Source organism: Sphingobacterium chuzhouense, from assembly GCF_014692525.1.
In the GTDB taxonomy this organism is placed as follows: Bacteria; Bacteroidota; Bacteroidia; order Sphingobacteriales; family Sphingobacteriaceae; genus Sphingobacterium; species Sphingobacterium chuzhouense.
In genome coordinates this window covers 59,958-76,365 of the sequence record NZ_JACNYL010000006.1, presented here as the reverse complement: position 1 = coordinate 76,365, position 16,408 = coordinate 59,958, and the positions used below count along the sequence as shown (strand labels likewise).

At 44.1% G+C, this 16,408-nt stretch carries 7 protein-coding genes; 4 read left to right on the top strand and 3 right to left on the bottom strand.

The annotated features are described in order from the left end of the window. Positions 1-14: 14 nt before the first annotated feature. Both H8B21_RS19295 and metK read right to left on the bottom strand, forming a co-directional pair. A complete protein-coding gene (locus tag H8B21_RS19295) occupies positions 15-3,035 on the bottom strand; it encodes a SusC/RagA family TonB-linked outer membrane protein (RefSeq protein ID WP_190315492.1) in 3,021 nt (1,006 codons plus the stop codon). Between the two features lie 344 nt (positions 3,036-3,379). Then, a complete protein-coding gene (metK, locus tag H8B21_RS19290; RefSeq protein ID WP_190315491.1) occupies positions 3,380-4,639 on the bottom strand; it encodes a methionine adenosyltransferase in 1,260 nt (419 codons plus the stop codon). Positions 4,640-4,961: 322 nt separating this feature from the next. Here metK and H8B21_RS19285 point away from each other — a divergent pair, with 322 nt between their 5' ends. Genes H8B21_RS19285 through H8B21_RS19270 form a run of 4 tightly spaced genes read left to right on the top strand, consistent with a single transcriptional unit; the run spans position 4,962 to position 15,512 of the window. After that, positions 4,962-8,099: a GH92 family glycosyl hydrolase gene (locus H8B21_RS19285; protein ID WP_190315490.1), complete on the top strand. Its 3,138-nt coding sequence runs from the start codon at positions 4,962-4,964 to the stop codon at positions 8,097-8,099. 10 nt (positions 8,100-8,109) lie between these two features. Then, complete coding sequence (locus H8B21_RS19280) at positions 8,110-11,586, top strand: glycoside hydrolase family 38 N-terminal domain-containing protein (protein ID WP_190315489.1); 3,477 nt, start codon at positions 8,110-8,112, stop codon at positions 11,584-11,586. Then, positions 11,583-13,925 carry a GH92 family glycosyl hydrolase gene (locus H8B21_RS19275; protein ID WP_190315488.1) on the top strand — a complete coding sequence of 781 codons (2,343 nt, stop codon included), beginning with the start codon at positions 11,583-11,585 and terminating at the stop codon, positions 13,923-13,925. The genes H8B21_RS19280 and H8B21_RS19275 overlap by 4 nt, the downstream gene beginning before the upstream one ends. A 6-nt stretch (positions 13,926-13,931) precedes the next feature. After that, positions 13,932-15,512, top strand: coding sequence for a sulfatase family protein (locus tag H8B21_RS19270; protein WP_190315487.1), 1,581 nt, complete (start codon positions 13,932-13,934; stop codon positions 15,510-15,512). A 21-nt stretch (positions 15,513-15,533) separates the two neighbouring features. Here the strand turns inward: H8B21_RS19270 and H8B21_RS19265 are convergent, their stop codons facing one another. Next, the gene (locus H8B21_RS19265; RefSeq protein WP_190315486.1) at positions 15,534-16,271 is read right to left on the bottom strand and encodes a GntR family transcriptional regulator; all 738 of its coding nucleotides are present in this window, start codon (positions 16,269-16,271) and stop codon (positions 15,534-15,536) included. Between the last annotated feature and the right edge of the window lie 137 nt (positions 16,272-16,408).

The window sequence follows — 16,408 nt, the reverse complement described above, 5'->3', positions numbered from 1 at the left end:
ATATGGTCTTTGATTTAGAAAGTTAAATTTAATCCTAGCATGTAAGAACGAGCCATGGGATAGGAGGCCATCCAACCGTTGTCATAATTGAGAACCTGTCGTGTATTGGAAAATGTATGTAAATTATTGACACTCACGTTTACATCAATTGCGCTGAGTCCTACTTTCTTGGCGGTTTCGTATCCAAATCGATGGCCAAGCGTAATATTTTTAACTTGTACGTACGATACCTTTTTGTAGTAGCCATGTTGGTAGTTGTTTACATAACCGGGAGAAACGATGTCTGCATCCTGGTTTTCCGGCGTCCAATAATTTGCACCGTGTACATAATTCGTGATTCCAAATGTCCAGGAAGCCATATTGGCCAAATGGTCATCACTCCAAACGCCAAATACACCGTTCACTAAACACGAGAAGTAAAAGTTTTTATAGGTCAATTTATTGCCTATGGACGCGGTGAAACTCGGTCGTTTGGATCCGATAATTTTTCGGTCATCCTCGTCGATGTACCCATTGCCATCTATATCCTCCAGTTTAGCGGATCCAGGGATGGCGCCTCGCTGAATATCCTGTTCATTGCCATCCGCATCTGTATAGGTAAACACATCTCCATCTTTCCATATACCGACCATATTGTAGTCATAGAAAACCCGCAAGGGTTCGCCGATAAACCATTTGTTGTCAATGTCATCGATCTTGTCACCGCGAAGGTCAATTATTTTATCACGGTTTAAGGAAAAGTTGAGATTGGAGGTCCAACGAAAATTTCTTTTATCGATATTTACGGCGTTCAGGGCGACCTCCACGCCCTTGTTACGTACCTGTCCAATATTGTCCCAAATCCGGTTATAACCGTTCATGATAGGTACTGTGCGCATCATCAACAGATCATGGGTATTCGAAAGATACATATCAATACTTCCACTAAATCGGTTATTAAATAGGGAAAAATCCAAAGCCGCGTTAGCCGTATATGTTGTTTCCCATTTTAGGTTGGGATTACCCACGCCATCGCCCGGTAGGTATGCCGTATTGACGGCCACCCCGTCATCTCCCCATATATACTTTACGCTCGAATAGAGCCTATCTAATGTCCTATAAGCCGTAATGGCTTGATTGCCGTTTGCTCCGTAGGATGCCCGTAGTTTTAGCATATTAATCCATTCGATACGGTCCTTCACAAAGTTTTCCTCCCCTATTTGCCAAGCGAGTGCAACCGATGGAAAAAAAGCGTATTTATTGTTTTCCCCAAAGACGGATGCCCCATCCGATCGACCAGTTATGGTCGCCAGATATTTATCGTTATAAGCATAATTAAAACGGAACATGTAGGATAACATAGCGGTTTCGGTCAGCCCAGAATTTATCGTCTGTTTCCGTTCAGCAGCATCCATCATATAATATCCGGTATCATCGGTTACAAAGCCTTCTGCACTTTGCGAGGAACTGATGCTTTTAGTTTCCTGCATACTAAACAGTCCGGTCGCATCAAGACGATGCCTGCCGATCTCGCGTTCATAACGGAGAATGTTTTCCCAGGTGTACTCCGTGTAATGTCCATTGCTGATGCTTGCTTTTCCGCCGACAAGCCCATTTTGTTCTCTTCCGTCGAAGGTATCTCGGCCATAATAAGTACCTGTAAAATTGCTGCGGTAATTATATCCGTAATTCGAACGGAAGGATAATCCGGTTACCGGCAACAATACATTTGCATAGGCATTGAGAAAGAAATTTCGGTTTGTCCTGTCTTGTTCAGCATTGACATTGCGCATTGGATTTGTTATGAGCGAATATTCCATCGGTTCATTAACATAGTATCCTGATTCGTCTTTGTATTTTCCATAGGGGCTCTGTTTTATCGCGTGTTCGATGTTAGGTGTTATACCGCCGTCTTCTCGCTGGGAAAATTGTGTCCCTATGCCGGTGGTCAGCCAGTTATTGAATACTTGGTCGATATTTGCGGAGATCACCGTACGGGATAACTTAGAGTTATAAACCACACCTTCTTGCCCCAACGACGAAATAGCGGCCAGATATTTAGTACTCTCCGTTCCTCCAGAGATACTTGCTTGATGATCCGTGGTCAATGCTCTTCGGAAGATGTAATCTTGCCAGTTATGTGTAATGCCATTGGCATAATTTTCGCGTTCGGTAACGCTGATGATGCTGCCGGCAATAGGGTCAAGTTGATCTCCGGAAAGGCCTTCTTTCAAACGCCCGATGTCTTGTTGCAGGCGGATATATTCATTTGGCCCCATCACTTCGATGTATTGCATGGGTTCCGCCATGCCAAGTTGGCCTTTGTAACTAACCTGAGGCCTGCCCACTTGTCCTCTTTTGGTCTGGATAAGTATGACGCCATTCGAACCTCGTGATCCATAGATAGCCACTGCGGAAGCATCTTTTAGCACGGACATATTGTCGATTATATTGGGGTCAAGATCATTTAATGAACCACTATAGGGGATTCCATCCAATACAATTAAAGGGCTATTGTTGGCAGATAATGAATTTTCACCGCGGATAAGAAGTGCCTGATCCTGCCCCGGGGCTGCGTTTGAAGTCGTAATGGTGAATCCAGCTACTTGTCCTATAAGACGGTCCATCAAATTGGGAGTAGAAACCATTTCTAGCTGTTCTTTGCCAACGACAGAAAGCCCCCCGGTCAAATCTTTTTTCCGCTGGGTACCATAACCTACAACGACAACCTCCTCTAGGACGTCGTCGGCGATCATCGTGATATTGATCGCGGCGGAGGAGCTTACCGTGGCTTCTTGATCACTATAGCCCACGTAAGAGAATACTAAAATAGACGACATCGGGGCTTGGAGGCTATAGTTTCCCTCTTCATCGGTCATTACCTGCGTATTTTGTCCCTTTACGCGTACGGTGACACCTGTCAAGGACATGCCGTCTTGATCCTTTACGTTTCCCGATATAATAGGTTGTTGTTGCGCATAGCCATGCGTTATCGAAAGCAAAAGGATAGCAACAATCCATAAGCCCGAAAGCTTGGTGTGAATTACTTTTATCATATATTTATTTTTGGTTAAACGTTTACATTTCATGCCCCTATTGTTGTGGAGGCGTATTAAGAGTATGTTGGTTTATGTGTTTACATTTTTATATATTTCGGTATTTAAATAAGTGCGATTTATAGCTTAGTTATGGTCATGCTGAAACGATTAGCATAGCACAAAATTAGAGAATGAACCAGTGCGCAAGGGTAGTTATTTGTTCAGAAATGGTTCAATTTTGTACAGAAAGCGATTTATTGCGCCTAGGAGGCGCTAGTCGGTACTAGAAATATGATCGAAATAAAAAAGGTTACTCTACGATGTTGTAAAGTAACCTTAATATATCTTCTTGTACTCAGATTTTAGGACTTAATCCCAAACGCCTCCTTAATAGCATCCACATAGTCCAATTTCTCCCAGGTAAACAATTCCACTTCCATGGTTTTCTTCTCACCGTTGGAGCTTTCGAATGTTTTGGTTATGGTTTGTGGCGTTCTTCCCATATGTCCGTAAGCCGCTGTTTCTGAATATATCGGTTTGCGAAGTCCTAAGCGGGTTTCGATGCCGTAAGGTGTCATGTCGAATATTTCACCAATTTTTTGAGCAATTTTGCTATCGTTAAAGTCGACGTTGCTTGTGCCGTACGTATTTACATAGATTCCCATAGGGTCTTTTACACCGATAGCATAGGATATCTGCACCAGTATCTCGTCCGCAACACCTGCTGCTACGAGGTTTTTAGCAATATGACGGGTAGCGTATGCTGCAGAGCGGTCTACTTTAGAGGGATCTTTTCCGGAGAATGCACCACCACCATGTGCTCCTTTTCCTCCGTACGTATCCACGATAATCTTACGTCCGGTCAAGCCGGTGTCGCCATGCGGCCCGCCGATCACAAATTTTCCCGTAGGATTAATGTGAAACTTGATGTTGTCGGTAAATAGGGCCTGCAACGCTGGTGTCAGTTGTGCCTTTACACGGGGGATCAGGATGTTTTTAACATCGTCGGTAATTTTCTCCCGCATTGCTGCTTCGGTAGCGAACTCGTCATGCTGTGTCGAAATGACGATCGTGTCGATGCGTTGCGGTTTATGGTCGTCGCTGTATTCCAAAGTGACCTGCGACTTCGCGTCCGGACGTAAATAGGTGATCTCGTCGTTTTCCCGACGTAAGGCGGCTAGCTCGTATAATAACCGATGGGCGAGGTCTAAAGCCAGCGGCATATAGTTTTCGGTTTCGTTGCTCGCGTAGCCAAACATGATACCTTGGTCGCCGGCGCCCTGTTCCTGTTTTGTTTGGCGATCGACGCCTTGATTGATCTCCGCAGACTGTTCGTGAATAGCCGACAGCACACCACAAGAGTTTGCCTCAAACATATATTCGGACTTGGTGTACCCTATTTTCTCAATAACCGAACGGGTGATTTTCTGTACATCTAAATAGATGTTGGATTTCACTTCGCCGGCCAAAACAACCTGTCCGGTCGTTACTAAGGTCTCAATAGCCACTCGGGCATCTTCATCCCACGCCAAAAAATTGTCAATCAACGCATCGGAAATCTGATCCGCTACTTTGTCAGGGTGTCCCTCCGACACCGATTCGGATGTAAATAAATAAGCCATTACTACATATTCTTTTGTGATTGCACGTACGAAAGGAGTTGTCTAAGTAGAAGTGGAAAAACGACCCAAATTCTGGTTTTAGCACTTTTTTTTACTGTGGTTGCAATCTCCTTCTGGCATATTAGTCAATATGCAGCACGCAAATCAGTCCACATTTTTCGTGGACAAAAGTACGATTCTTTATTTGAATAATACGAATGGAACCAAATTTTTATGATGCATATTTTAATCGATTTTCTCCTTTAGATATTTGCATTATTAAAATATTCCATATACATTTGAACATACTTTAAATGTTCATACATTAAAATCAGTAACAGCTATGTATTATAAACCCCTTTTCTTTTTTTTCTTAATCAACTGGGCTTTTATTTCTGGCAGTCAAGCGGAAAACATTATTTGGCAGCTTGGTGAAAACAACAACAGTGCAAAAGAATTTGCGCTTGCGCCCAATGAATATAAACGTTTTCTGGAAAAAGATTTTGGATATGAAGATCGTTATTTTCTTATTGGACGTTCTCTGCTGAATCAAGATTTCCCTTATATCTTACCTGGGCCGGCAGATTCTTGGGGTGGTACCGGACCTACATCTGGCTGGCGGACACATGATGTCAATATCCTTTTTGGGTTGGGAAAAGTGCCACAAAACGAAAAATGGACACTGGTTTTGGATCTTGTTGATAACCATCAAGCCCAGACATTAGTAAAAGTAACCGTCAATCATAAAAGCAAGACATTCAGATTAGGTAAGAATGGCTCGGCAGAATCACTACTTGGGAATACATCCCAAGCAAATGAATCTATTCTCGAACTGGGGTTAATGAGCGATGATTTAAATGAAGGAGGCAATATGGTAACGGTCAGTGTGCTGGAAGGTTCATGGATTATATTCGACCATATAAAACTGGAAGGTCCGCAAAGAACACAATTGCTTAGCCACGACAAAGTTTTTATTCGGCAGGTATCAGCCGCCGATTATCAAACAACGAACCAAGGTCAGCAATATCAACCGTTATTAGTAGATGTTGAACATTTAAAAGAAAGACCTGAGCTAAAGGTGCTATTGGATGGAAAGCAAATATTTGCCGCACAGCTAGACACGGGACGCTATATTTATGAAGCGTTAATGCCGGCTGTATCCAAAGGTAAAAAAAGTAAATATAAGGTAGTGGTCGATGGTAAAGTCGAACAGGAAGGTGTCGTTTTGCGGAATAAACAAAAACAGCAAACGTTAGCCGGATATGTTGATACAAAGATCGGCACTGCCCATTCGCGATGGATGATTGCTCCTGGTCCATGGATGCCTTTCAGCATGGTGAAAATAAGCCCTGACAACCAAAACATGGGCTGGCAGGCAGGCTACCAACCCACCTTTGAATCTGTCGGAACATTTAGCCATATCCACGAATGGACCATGGGAGGTCTCGGTCTTATGCCGGTCAATGGAACGCTAAAAACAAAAATAGGCGATGAAAGAGATAATAATTCAGGCTACCGGTCGGCGGTGGATAAGTCTACCGAACGTGCGCCGATAGGCCGATATGAGGTATTATTGACCGATTATGATATTAAGGCAGAGATGACAGCGACAACCAGGGCAAGTTTCTCTCGTTATACATTCCCGCAGGATAAAGATGGTAGGGTGATGATCGACATGCATATCCATGCGGAATACGATTATCAGTTAGTAGATGTAGAAATAAACAAAGTAAGCGACTACCGCATTGAAGGTCGAAGCCATCAGATATCTCCCCGTCCGCATGTGTGGAGTAATGATGCCGATCAGGATTATGTTGTTAACTTCGTCATCGAGTTTGACCGCCCGATAAAAAATGTAGGCGGATGGATCAATGAAGAAGTGAAATCTGGAGCCGCTAACATTAAGGGAAAAAACCTAAAAGATGCCGGTATGTTCGTGGAATTTGAGACATCAGATCAACCTGTCGTACAAGTACGCACGGGTATTTCCTTGGTGAGCATAGCCAATGCTTCAGAAAATCTAAAAACAGAAATCACAGATCCTTTTGGGTGGAGTTTCGAAGCGGTAGAAAATAACCAGATAGCCGTATGGAATAGCTATTTCGATCGTATAAAAATTCAGACGAACGATAGAAACGAGAAAATAAGGTTCTATAACAATATGTATCGGTCTATCTGTAGTAGAAATACCTGGAACGATGTCAATGGAGAATGGATGAGCGCTGATGGCGTTAAGCAAAGACTAAAAAATCCCGAACATCGTGTCTTGGGTTGTGATGCGTTCTGGAATACATTCTGGAACCTAAATCAGTTCTGGAACCTCGTCGTACCCGAATGGTCTTCCCGATGGGTCAATTCACAATTAGCGATGTATGATGCCAACGGTTGGCTGGCAAAAGGTCCGGCAGGGATGAAATACATACCGGTCATGGTCGCCGAGCATGAAATACCATTGATCGTAGGTGCTTACCAGATGGGCATCCGCGATTTTGATACCGAAAAGGCCTTCGAAGCGGTCAACAAAATGCAAACGACCCCCGCACAGCCGGTGGCTGGAGGGTTTGCCGGAAACCGGGACCTGTTACCTTATCTGCAATATTCGTATGTCCCTTCCGATAAAGGACGGTTTTCGAATACCCTGGAATATGCTTATGATGACTGGACCGTGGGCCAATTTGCAAAATCGCTTGGCAAGGAGAAGGAATATCAGATCTATAATAATCGAGGCAGCTGGTGGAAAAATGCGATTGATAAGGAAACGGGTTATGCTCGGTTAAGAGATAGCGAAGGGAAGTTTGAATCGCCTTTTGACCCATTTCATTCCGGTAAAAACCACCATTATGTGGAAGGAAACGCGTGGCAGCTGACGTATTTTGTTCCGCAGGATGTAAAAGGATTAGCGGACTATATCGGTAAGGACCGATTTTTAGAGCGCTTGGAGTGGGGCTTCAATGCCAGTGAGCATTGGCGATACAATGCACCAAACGACCAGTACTGGGATTTTCCCGTCGTACAGGGCAATCAGCAATCCATGCATTTTGCGTTTCTCTTCAACTGGGTAGACAAACCGTGGCTCACCCAAAAATGGTCCCGCTCTATTATAGACCGCTATTACGGCAGTGGCCAGGCCAACGCCTACCTTGGTGATGAAGATCAAGGACAGATGAGCGCCTGGTTTATTATGGCTGCTTTAGGACTGTTCCAAACGGATGGAGGCTGTAGCGTCGAGCCGGTCTATGAAATAGGTAGCCCGATGTTTGAAGAAATAGAAATCAACTTAGGCAACAGATATGACCGCGGGGATAAATTCATCATCAGCGCAAAAAATGCTTCGCGCAAAAATGTTTATGTGCAACAGGCGACCTTAAATGGTAAACCGCTTCAAAGCTTTAAGTTCTCCGCGAAGGAATTGCTTAACGGAGGCAGTCTAGTGCTGGAAATGGGTCCGACGCCCAATAAAAACTGGGGAGTAGAACAGTAAAGCAATCTGTATGATCCGATTTTTCTTATTCATTATATTACAGATCGGCCTCCAATGGACCTTGTTGTCTGCCCAGGAAACCTCGATATGGCAAGAGCTTCCGGCGTCGCACGTACAAGTTTCTGCCAGCAGCGAGTTTGAACATTTCGCCGCAGAGAACCTACTTACAGACAAAAGCTTTGTACAAGGAAGACTGGTCAAGAATGCGCAGGGCAGAGACATGTGGCTCTCTAAGGTAGCGGAACACAATGTACAAGGCAACCAACAGGTGCCGAAGGGTAAAGGCTGGATTCTATTCGAATTTGATAAACCGTATACCTTGGAACAAATGGGGATATGGAACTATAATCAAAATGACCATACCAAAAGAGGACTGAATAAAGTATATATTCACTATACGCAAGATGACAAACACTGGAAACCTCTCCGTAATGGCGAGAAAGACCATTTCTATTTTCCGGAATCGGGAGGTTCTTTCGAACAGGACATGGATCTTTCCATTGCTTTACGCGGATTGGAAATAAAAGGTTTATGGATAACAATCGACGCCGACTCGGGGAATCATTATCACGTTCCTCATAATGCCGGCATTCTACAGGATGCCAAGCGAAGAGCACAGAACATCAATTATTATGGATTAGGCAAAGTCAGGTTCTATACACGAAAAAAGCTGCCGATCGGCCAGCTGCCGAAACTGGACGGCCTGCAGTTCATAGCTGCCCAGGGGTACCGAAAAACACAGGATGGTCCCGCCCGTGAATTTCGTCTAACCTTCGACCAGCCGCTATACACAGGTGGAAAACTGCGTCTTCAGTGCAGAGGACAACAGAAGATCCTGCACATTCCTACAAGCGAAAGAGGTCTTTACGAATTCCGTGGAACGCTAACAGCGGGGCTCATGGAAAATGAAGAGCAGCTACAGTTGGTCTTTGAAAGCCTCCAAGGAAAGATAGAAAAGCAATTGAATATACCCGGGGCACGTAAATGGGAAATACATTTCTTAGCGCATTCACACCAAGACATCGGCTATACGCACCGACAGGCCGAGGTTTTACGGCGCCAGTGGGACAACCTGGAGTTAGCACTTGATTTGATTGATCGGACGGAACACTATCCGCCACATGCCCAATTCAAGTGGAACACGGAAGCGACCTGGTATCTACACGCTTACTTGCAGCAGTATGAAGACACACCTAAAGCGGCCAGATTGAAACAGGCTATTCGGAATGGCCGTATTGGCGTGGACGCATCTTTGGGCAGTATGTTGAGTGGAATAAGCCGGCAAGAGGAGCTTATGCATTATTTTGATGATGCCCAGACGTTGGAGAAAGAATTGGGCATGGAATTCCAAAGTGTGCTGTTCAGTGATGTGCCTGGCGCTGTATGGGGTATGACATCCGCGTTGGCACAGAATAAAATCAACTATTTTTCGTCGGCACCCAACTATACGCCAAGTTATCCCGGAGGCGGCAGCCGACTGGCACATTTCCATAGGATATGGGGAAATAAACCGTTTTATTGGACTTCGGCCTCTGGAGAAGATAAAGTCCTGTACTGGGCGACAGGTACCGGATATTCGCTCTTTCACAGCTGGATATACGACCGGCTATCGGTATGTGGCCTCGATCCGATATGGGAAATCCTCCAGAATATGGAAAATGAAGCGTATCCCTATTCTATTTCGTATATGCGCTATACCATACACGGTGATAACGGGCCACCGGATCGCGAAATGGCGGACGTGATTAAGAAATGGAACGAGACCTACGCTTACCCTAAATTTTCCATCTCTACTACCCAGGAAGCATTCGAAGCATTGGAAGGACGCTATGGAAATGTACTGCCTTCCTATACTGGCGACCTCTCTCCGGTTTGGGAAGATGGTGCGGCGTCAAGTGCCCGGGAACTGGGTATCAATAGGAGAACGGCTGAAAAACTCAACCAACTTGAAGTACAGTGGACTATCTTATCCCCAACAGATTTTCCAATGGAACGATTTAAAGCAGGGTGGAAGTATGTTAACTTATTTTCGGAACATACGTGGGGAGCGTCCAACAGCTTCCACGATAAAAATAGCGCGTTTACCAAAGATTTATGGGAAGAGAAAAAAGGTTATGCGCTGGCAGCAGACAGCATCTCCCGAACGTTGGAAGCGGAACTGATGGACAAAATCCGCCAAGAAGAGGGCGACTATATACAAGTACTCAATAGCAACTCCTGGGTTCGAACGGATTTGGTATCTTTTGTTTCCCATCGGGATCTGCACAGCTTGTCCATTCAGGACGAACAGGGCAATATTTTCCCACTACAGCAACAGCAGAACGGGAATTGGTGTTTTCTCGCGAAAGATATCCCGCCTTTGGCTTCCCGGGTATACCGTTTGGTCAACCATAAACGGAATTACCCGTTGACCTTGCAGACTCAGGATGATGAGATGGCAAGCGACCGGGTAAAGATTGGGCTGGACGAGCAAGGTGTGATTACATTACTGACATTTGACAAGGATCCGCATAATTATGCTGGAGCGGAGGGTTTAAATGGATTTGTACATTCCAAAAGAGGATTGGAGGAACTTTCAGATGAGGTTACGAATACCATGGTCCGCATCATTGAAAATGGACCTGTATTCGCGGTGATTCGTATAGAATCGGACGCTCCGGGATGCGAAAAGTTATATAAGGAATTAACCTTGATACGGGGTATAGACCGACTAGATATAGCGAATACGATCGATAAGAGTGAAACCGATGGTTTTGAGAACCTGCGGTTCCATTTTGATTTTAATGTGACCAATCCCGAAATCAATCTGGATCAAGCCTGGTGTTCTATATTCCCCGAGCGGCAGCAACTACGTGGTGTAAACAAAAATTATTATGCTGTACAAAATCAACTTTCGGTAATGAATAGCGATAGAGCGATCGTGCTGACCACGACGGAAGCTCCTTTTATAGAGCTCGGTAACATGAGTGCGGAGGGTTGGCGTACGCAAAGCCGTTCGCGTACCGATTGGCAGCTTAGCGCTTCACTCGGTAACAGCCATATATATTCTTGGGTAATGAATAATTCATGGACAACCAACTATAAAGCCTCACAGCCGGGCATAACTTCCTTTCATTATAGCATTTCTCCATCTAGCCCGGATAACTTGGCAGCCCATAAGCGAAAAGGAACAGAGGCCGTTCAAAAACTGACGACGATATGCACATCCAATAAAATGCCGATTGCTACTCCTTTTGAAATTGTAGGGACAAAACAAGTGGCACTTTCGACCATGAAGATGATCGATGGAAATCTCTTCCTGCGGCTGTTTAACCAAGATGATGCGACATCCCGTTTCCAGATAGATTGGAAAAACTTTAAACACTACCATAAATATAATTGCGATAACAAAGGACAGATCATCAGCAAACTCGATGAGGAAGATCTATGGTTAAAACCATATGCTGTTCAGAATATATTGGTCACCCTAAATAATGTCACGAAATGAAAAAGATATTACTCTACATACTGTTTTTATCGATTTGCTTACCGAGTGCAGCTTTCCAGCATCAAACTGCAGATAGCTTAACCACCTATGTAAAAACGGATATAGGAACGGCGCATTCCAGATGGTTTCATTATGCTCCCGCTTCGGTACCTTTTGGTATGGCCAAGGCAGGCCCTTCGACAAACGGGCATTATGGAAATACCGGTGGCTGGCAAGCGGTGGGATATGATCCACATCATACATCCATCGAGGGTTTCCCAAATTTCCATGAATTTCAAATCGGCGGGGTTGTTTTCGCACCCGCAACGGGCAGACTGCTGACTTACCCTGGGAAACTGGAGACCCCGGAAGACGGATATCGCTCTACCTTTGATAAAAAGGATGAGTTTTCTGCACCGGGCTATTACGCCGTTTATCTAAAAAAGCATCAGGTAACCGCAGAACTCACGGCAACGAAACGGGTGGCTTTCCATCGCTATACTTTCCCCCGCTCCAATCAATCGCATGTGCTCTTTGATATCGGAAATAGACAGGGAGAAAGTGGTCCCGTATTGGATGCCTACGTCGAATATGACGGCGGATACCGCATCGAGGGTTATGTGATTACGAATCCAGTATATGTGGATATTTATCAAAAGGGAGCTGATGTCAAAATGTATTTCTCGGCGGTGGTTGACAAAAAACCAACGTCGTGGGGAACGTTTAAGGGAAAGACAAAAACCGAAGGTAAACGAAAAGAAAAGGGGGTAGGTGCCGGAATTTATCTAAGTTTTGATACAGAAGATCAAGAAAAGATACTTATAAAAGTGGGGTTATCCTATACATCGATAGAGAATGCACGCCAAAATCTAAAGCAGGAAGCGGACGAGCTCTCTTTCGAACAAGCCAAAATACGCGCTTCGCAGGAGTGGAATAATATGCTGGGCAGGATACAAGTGGAAGGAGGCAAACAGGACGATAAAATAAAATTTTACACCGGTTTGTACCACGCGTTGTTGGGCCGGGGTCTGGCTAGTGATTGCAATGGAGCATACCCTAAAAATGATGGCAGTATAGGGTATATACCTACCGATATCCACAACGTCCCTGTTCATCAACATTATAATACCGATGCCATTTGGGGGGCATTCTGGAATCTCACACAGTTATGGTCCTTAGTCTATCCCGAATATTATGACGATTGGATAAAAAGCCAGCTCTTGGTGTATAAAGATGCTGGATGGCTAGGCGATGGTATAGCGGCTAGCCGGTACGTCTCCGGTGTAGGGACGAATTTCACCAGTCTGGCAATCGCTGCAGCCTATAATGTAGGTATCCGGAATTTCGATGTACAACTCGCTTACGATGCCGCACGTAAAAATGAATTGGACGGTCACAACCGGATTGCCGGAGCGGGGAAGCTCGATGTATCGCAATTTGTGAACAGAGGATACTCGCCTTATGCGGATGAACTGCACATGCAGACCACAGCGGCAGGTTCAGGTTTCGCCGCTTCGCATACCTTGGAATACGCATTCAGCGCCTATGCGGTAGCTAATTTTGCAAAGGCGTTGGGAAAGCGGGAGGATTATAAAAAATTACAAAAACTGTCGCATGGCTGGCGTCTGCTGTATGACGATAAGTTAGACTTGATCCGCCCGAAAGACAGTCTGGGTAATTTTATCGAGCATTTCAATCCACAGGAGCCCTGGCGCGGATTTCAGGAAGGAAATGCCATACAATATACGTTCTATGTACCTCATCATATCGAAGATTTAGTCCGTAAAATGGGTAGAAAAGACTTTGTTAACCGGCTGGACAGTATTATGCTCTTATCGGAAGCGGATTACTTCGGTGGCGGTAAAACCCTGGATGCTTTTTCTGGTTTGCAGGCTGTTTATAACCATGGGAATCAACCCAACCTCCATGTTTCCTGGCTTTTCAATTTTGCAGGAAGACCTGATCTGACCCAAAAATGGGTAAGGGCCATATGTGATAAATTCTATGGTGTATCGGATATACATGGTTATGGTTTTGGACAGGATGAGGATCAGGGACAATTAGGGGCTTGGTATGTGATGGCTGCTATGGGACTCTTTGATGTCAAAGGATTAACGGCGGAAACGCCCACTTTTCAATTCAGCACGCCGCTTTTTGAGAAGATCCGCATACAGCTAAATCCGGCATATTATCCTGGTGAAAGATTGTATATCCTCACAAAAAGAGAAAGCGAGGACGCAAGATACATACATGATACGCACTTTAACGGGAAGAAAGTCAACGGATTCGAAATCAAATTCCACGATCTCGTTAAGGGCGGTGAATTAAAATTTAATAGCAAAAACAATCCTAAACGATAAAACAACATGAGAAAATATAGCTTACCTCTTATGCTATGCACCATGCTGGCATGTTTGAACCATACGAATGCGCAGGTAAAAAAAGAGGGGAATAAAAAGCCCAATATCGTCTGGATCATGTCTGATGATCATTCCTTTCAAACGATCAGTGCGTATGGACACCCTATTTCTAAATTGGCGCCAACACCGAATATAGACCGAATAGCGGAAAACGGCGTCGTATTCGACCAAGCTTTTGTAGAGAACTCAATTTGTACGCCCAGCAGGGCTACCTTGCTGACGGGTATGTATAGCAAAAATCATGGTCAGATGCTTTTTGGATATGGTTTGGATACGGGCAAAACGTTCTATTCCGAATATCTGCAAAATGCGGGCTATACCACAGCGGTATTTGGAAAATGGCACTTAGCCGCAGAACCGAAAGGTTTTACTTATTATGATCTTTTCGACGACCAGGGAGATTATTATAATCCGGCCTTCCGAAACCCGACTACAGAGGGAAAATACATACAGGAAAAAGGGTACGCCACCACACTGGTTACCGACCATGCCCTTACTTGGCTGGAAAAAGAAAAAGACGAGGAAGAACCGTTTTGCCTGGTCATTTTACATAAGGCTCCACATAGAAACTGGATGCCTGATCTTAAAAATTTATATGCTTATGAGGATGTGACTTTCCCGGAGCCCCCAACGCTATTTGATGATTACGCGACCCGCGGAGGGCAGATGGACGTACACGAACTTAGTATTGCACAACACCTGGGTTATGCTTTCGATCTAAAGGTCGAAGCGTTAAAAAATGAACCTACGCTAGACTATATCAGAGATAGCTGGGCGCTTGCCATGGATAGACTGGATCCTGAACAACGTAGAGTATGGGACGAAGCCTACCGCTCCATCCACCACGATTTCCTACAGAACAGACCGGAGGGTAAGGCGTTAATCAGCTGGAAGTACCAACGCTATATCCGGGATTATTGCAAGACGGTTAAATCCGTAGATGAAGAGGTAGGTCGTGTGCTGGATTATCTGAAAGAAAATGACCTTGAAGACAACACGATTATTGTCTACACATCGGATCAAGGGTTTTTCATGGGAGAACATGGCCTCTACGATAAAAGATTCATGTATGAAGAAAGCTTCAGAACGCCCTTAATTATAGCTTATCCCGGTCATATTGAAGGTGGACAGCGTACGGACAAACTTGTGCAAAATATCGATTTTGCTCCTACTATATTAGATGCCGCCGGGATAAAAATCCCAGATGACATGGACGGCCGATCACTGATGCCCATCCTCAGAAAAGATAGCAACCTCAAATGGAGGGATGCGTTATATTATGCATACTATGACTATCCAGCTGTGGGTGGCGTGCGTCCGCATTATGGCATACGGACCGATCGCTATAAACTAATCCATTGGAAAAATGTAGACCCAAAGACGAAGCAAACAGAATTTGACCACTGGGAATTATATGATCTTAAAAAAGATCCTTTGGAGATTAATAATGTATATGATAAAACCACCTATCACCAGATTCGGCAAACGCTAAGGAAAAAACTGGAACCTTTTGCAACGAATAAGTAATGCCTGCGTATACTATAGAAGCTATCTTTCAGCTTCTATAGTATACGTAAAACTATCTGCACGGTAATAACCTATATTGTATTCAATAGGCCTACCTTTATCGTCATAAACAAATCTCTTTCTGACCAATATCGGATCGGTTGCCTTGATTTCGAGTTTTTGAGCAACCAAGTCTCCCGCTAACCGCGCATACACTTCTTCTTTGGATGTCTTTACGATGACGCCGAAATCTTTCTCGAGAATCTCATACAAAGGACGTCGGAAGTTTTCGTCAGACGACAAGGGTATATCCGGATTGAAATAAGAAATGAAGTAGACAAAAGGATAACTGGTATTGCCACGTACGCGCTCCATCAGCAAGCATTTGGTGTTTTCTTTCTCCTCCAGCATAAAGAAATTGGAAATTTCTGTTGGGGCATCGGTATAACGAATATGCAATTCAAAATTTTTAACCTCTATACCCAACATCTTCATTTCTTGGGAGAAGCTCAACCAATTTTTTATACCACCTACAATTCCCTTGCGTACGACTCTCGTTCCATGCCCTCTTTTACGCAACAGTAATCCTTCATATACCAACTTATTGATAGCTTGTCTCAATGTATTCCTTGAAATGTTCAACATTTTAGCGAGCTCAACTTCAGTGGGAAGTAGTTTACCGGCTTTGTACTCTTCTTTTTCGATCAGTTGCCTTATATATGTTTCTGCTTGAATATGAAGCGGATCTAGTTCTTTTTTGTCTAATGAATTGCTTTTCATGTATGCCTAATATATCAAAATAGCCAAATTTTAGGTAAAAATATGAAATAAAACAATATTTATTCAAAAACAGTTTGACAAATAGAAATAAATTATATATTTGCACATACTTAATTTGTTCATACATTAAATAAGAC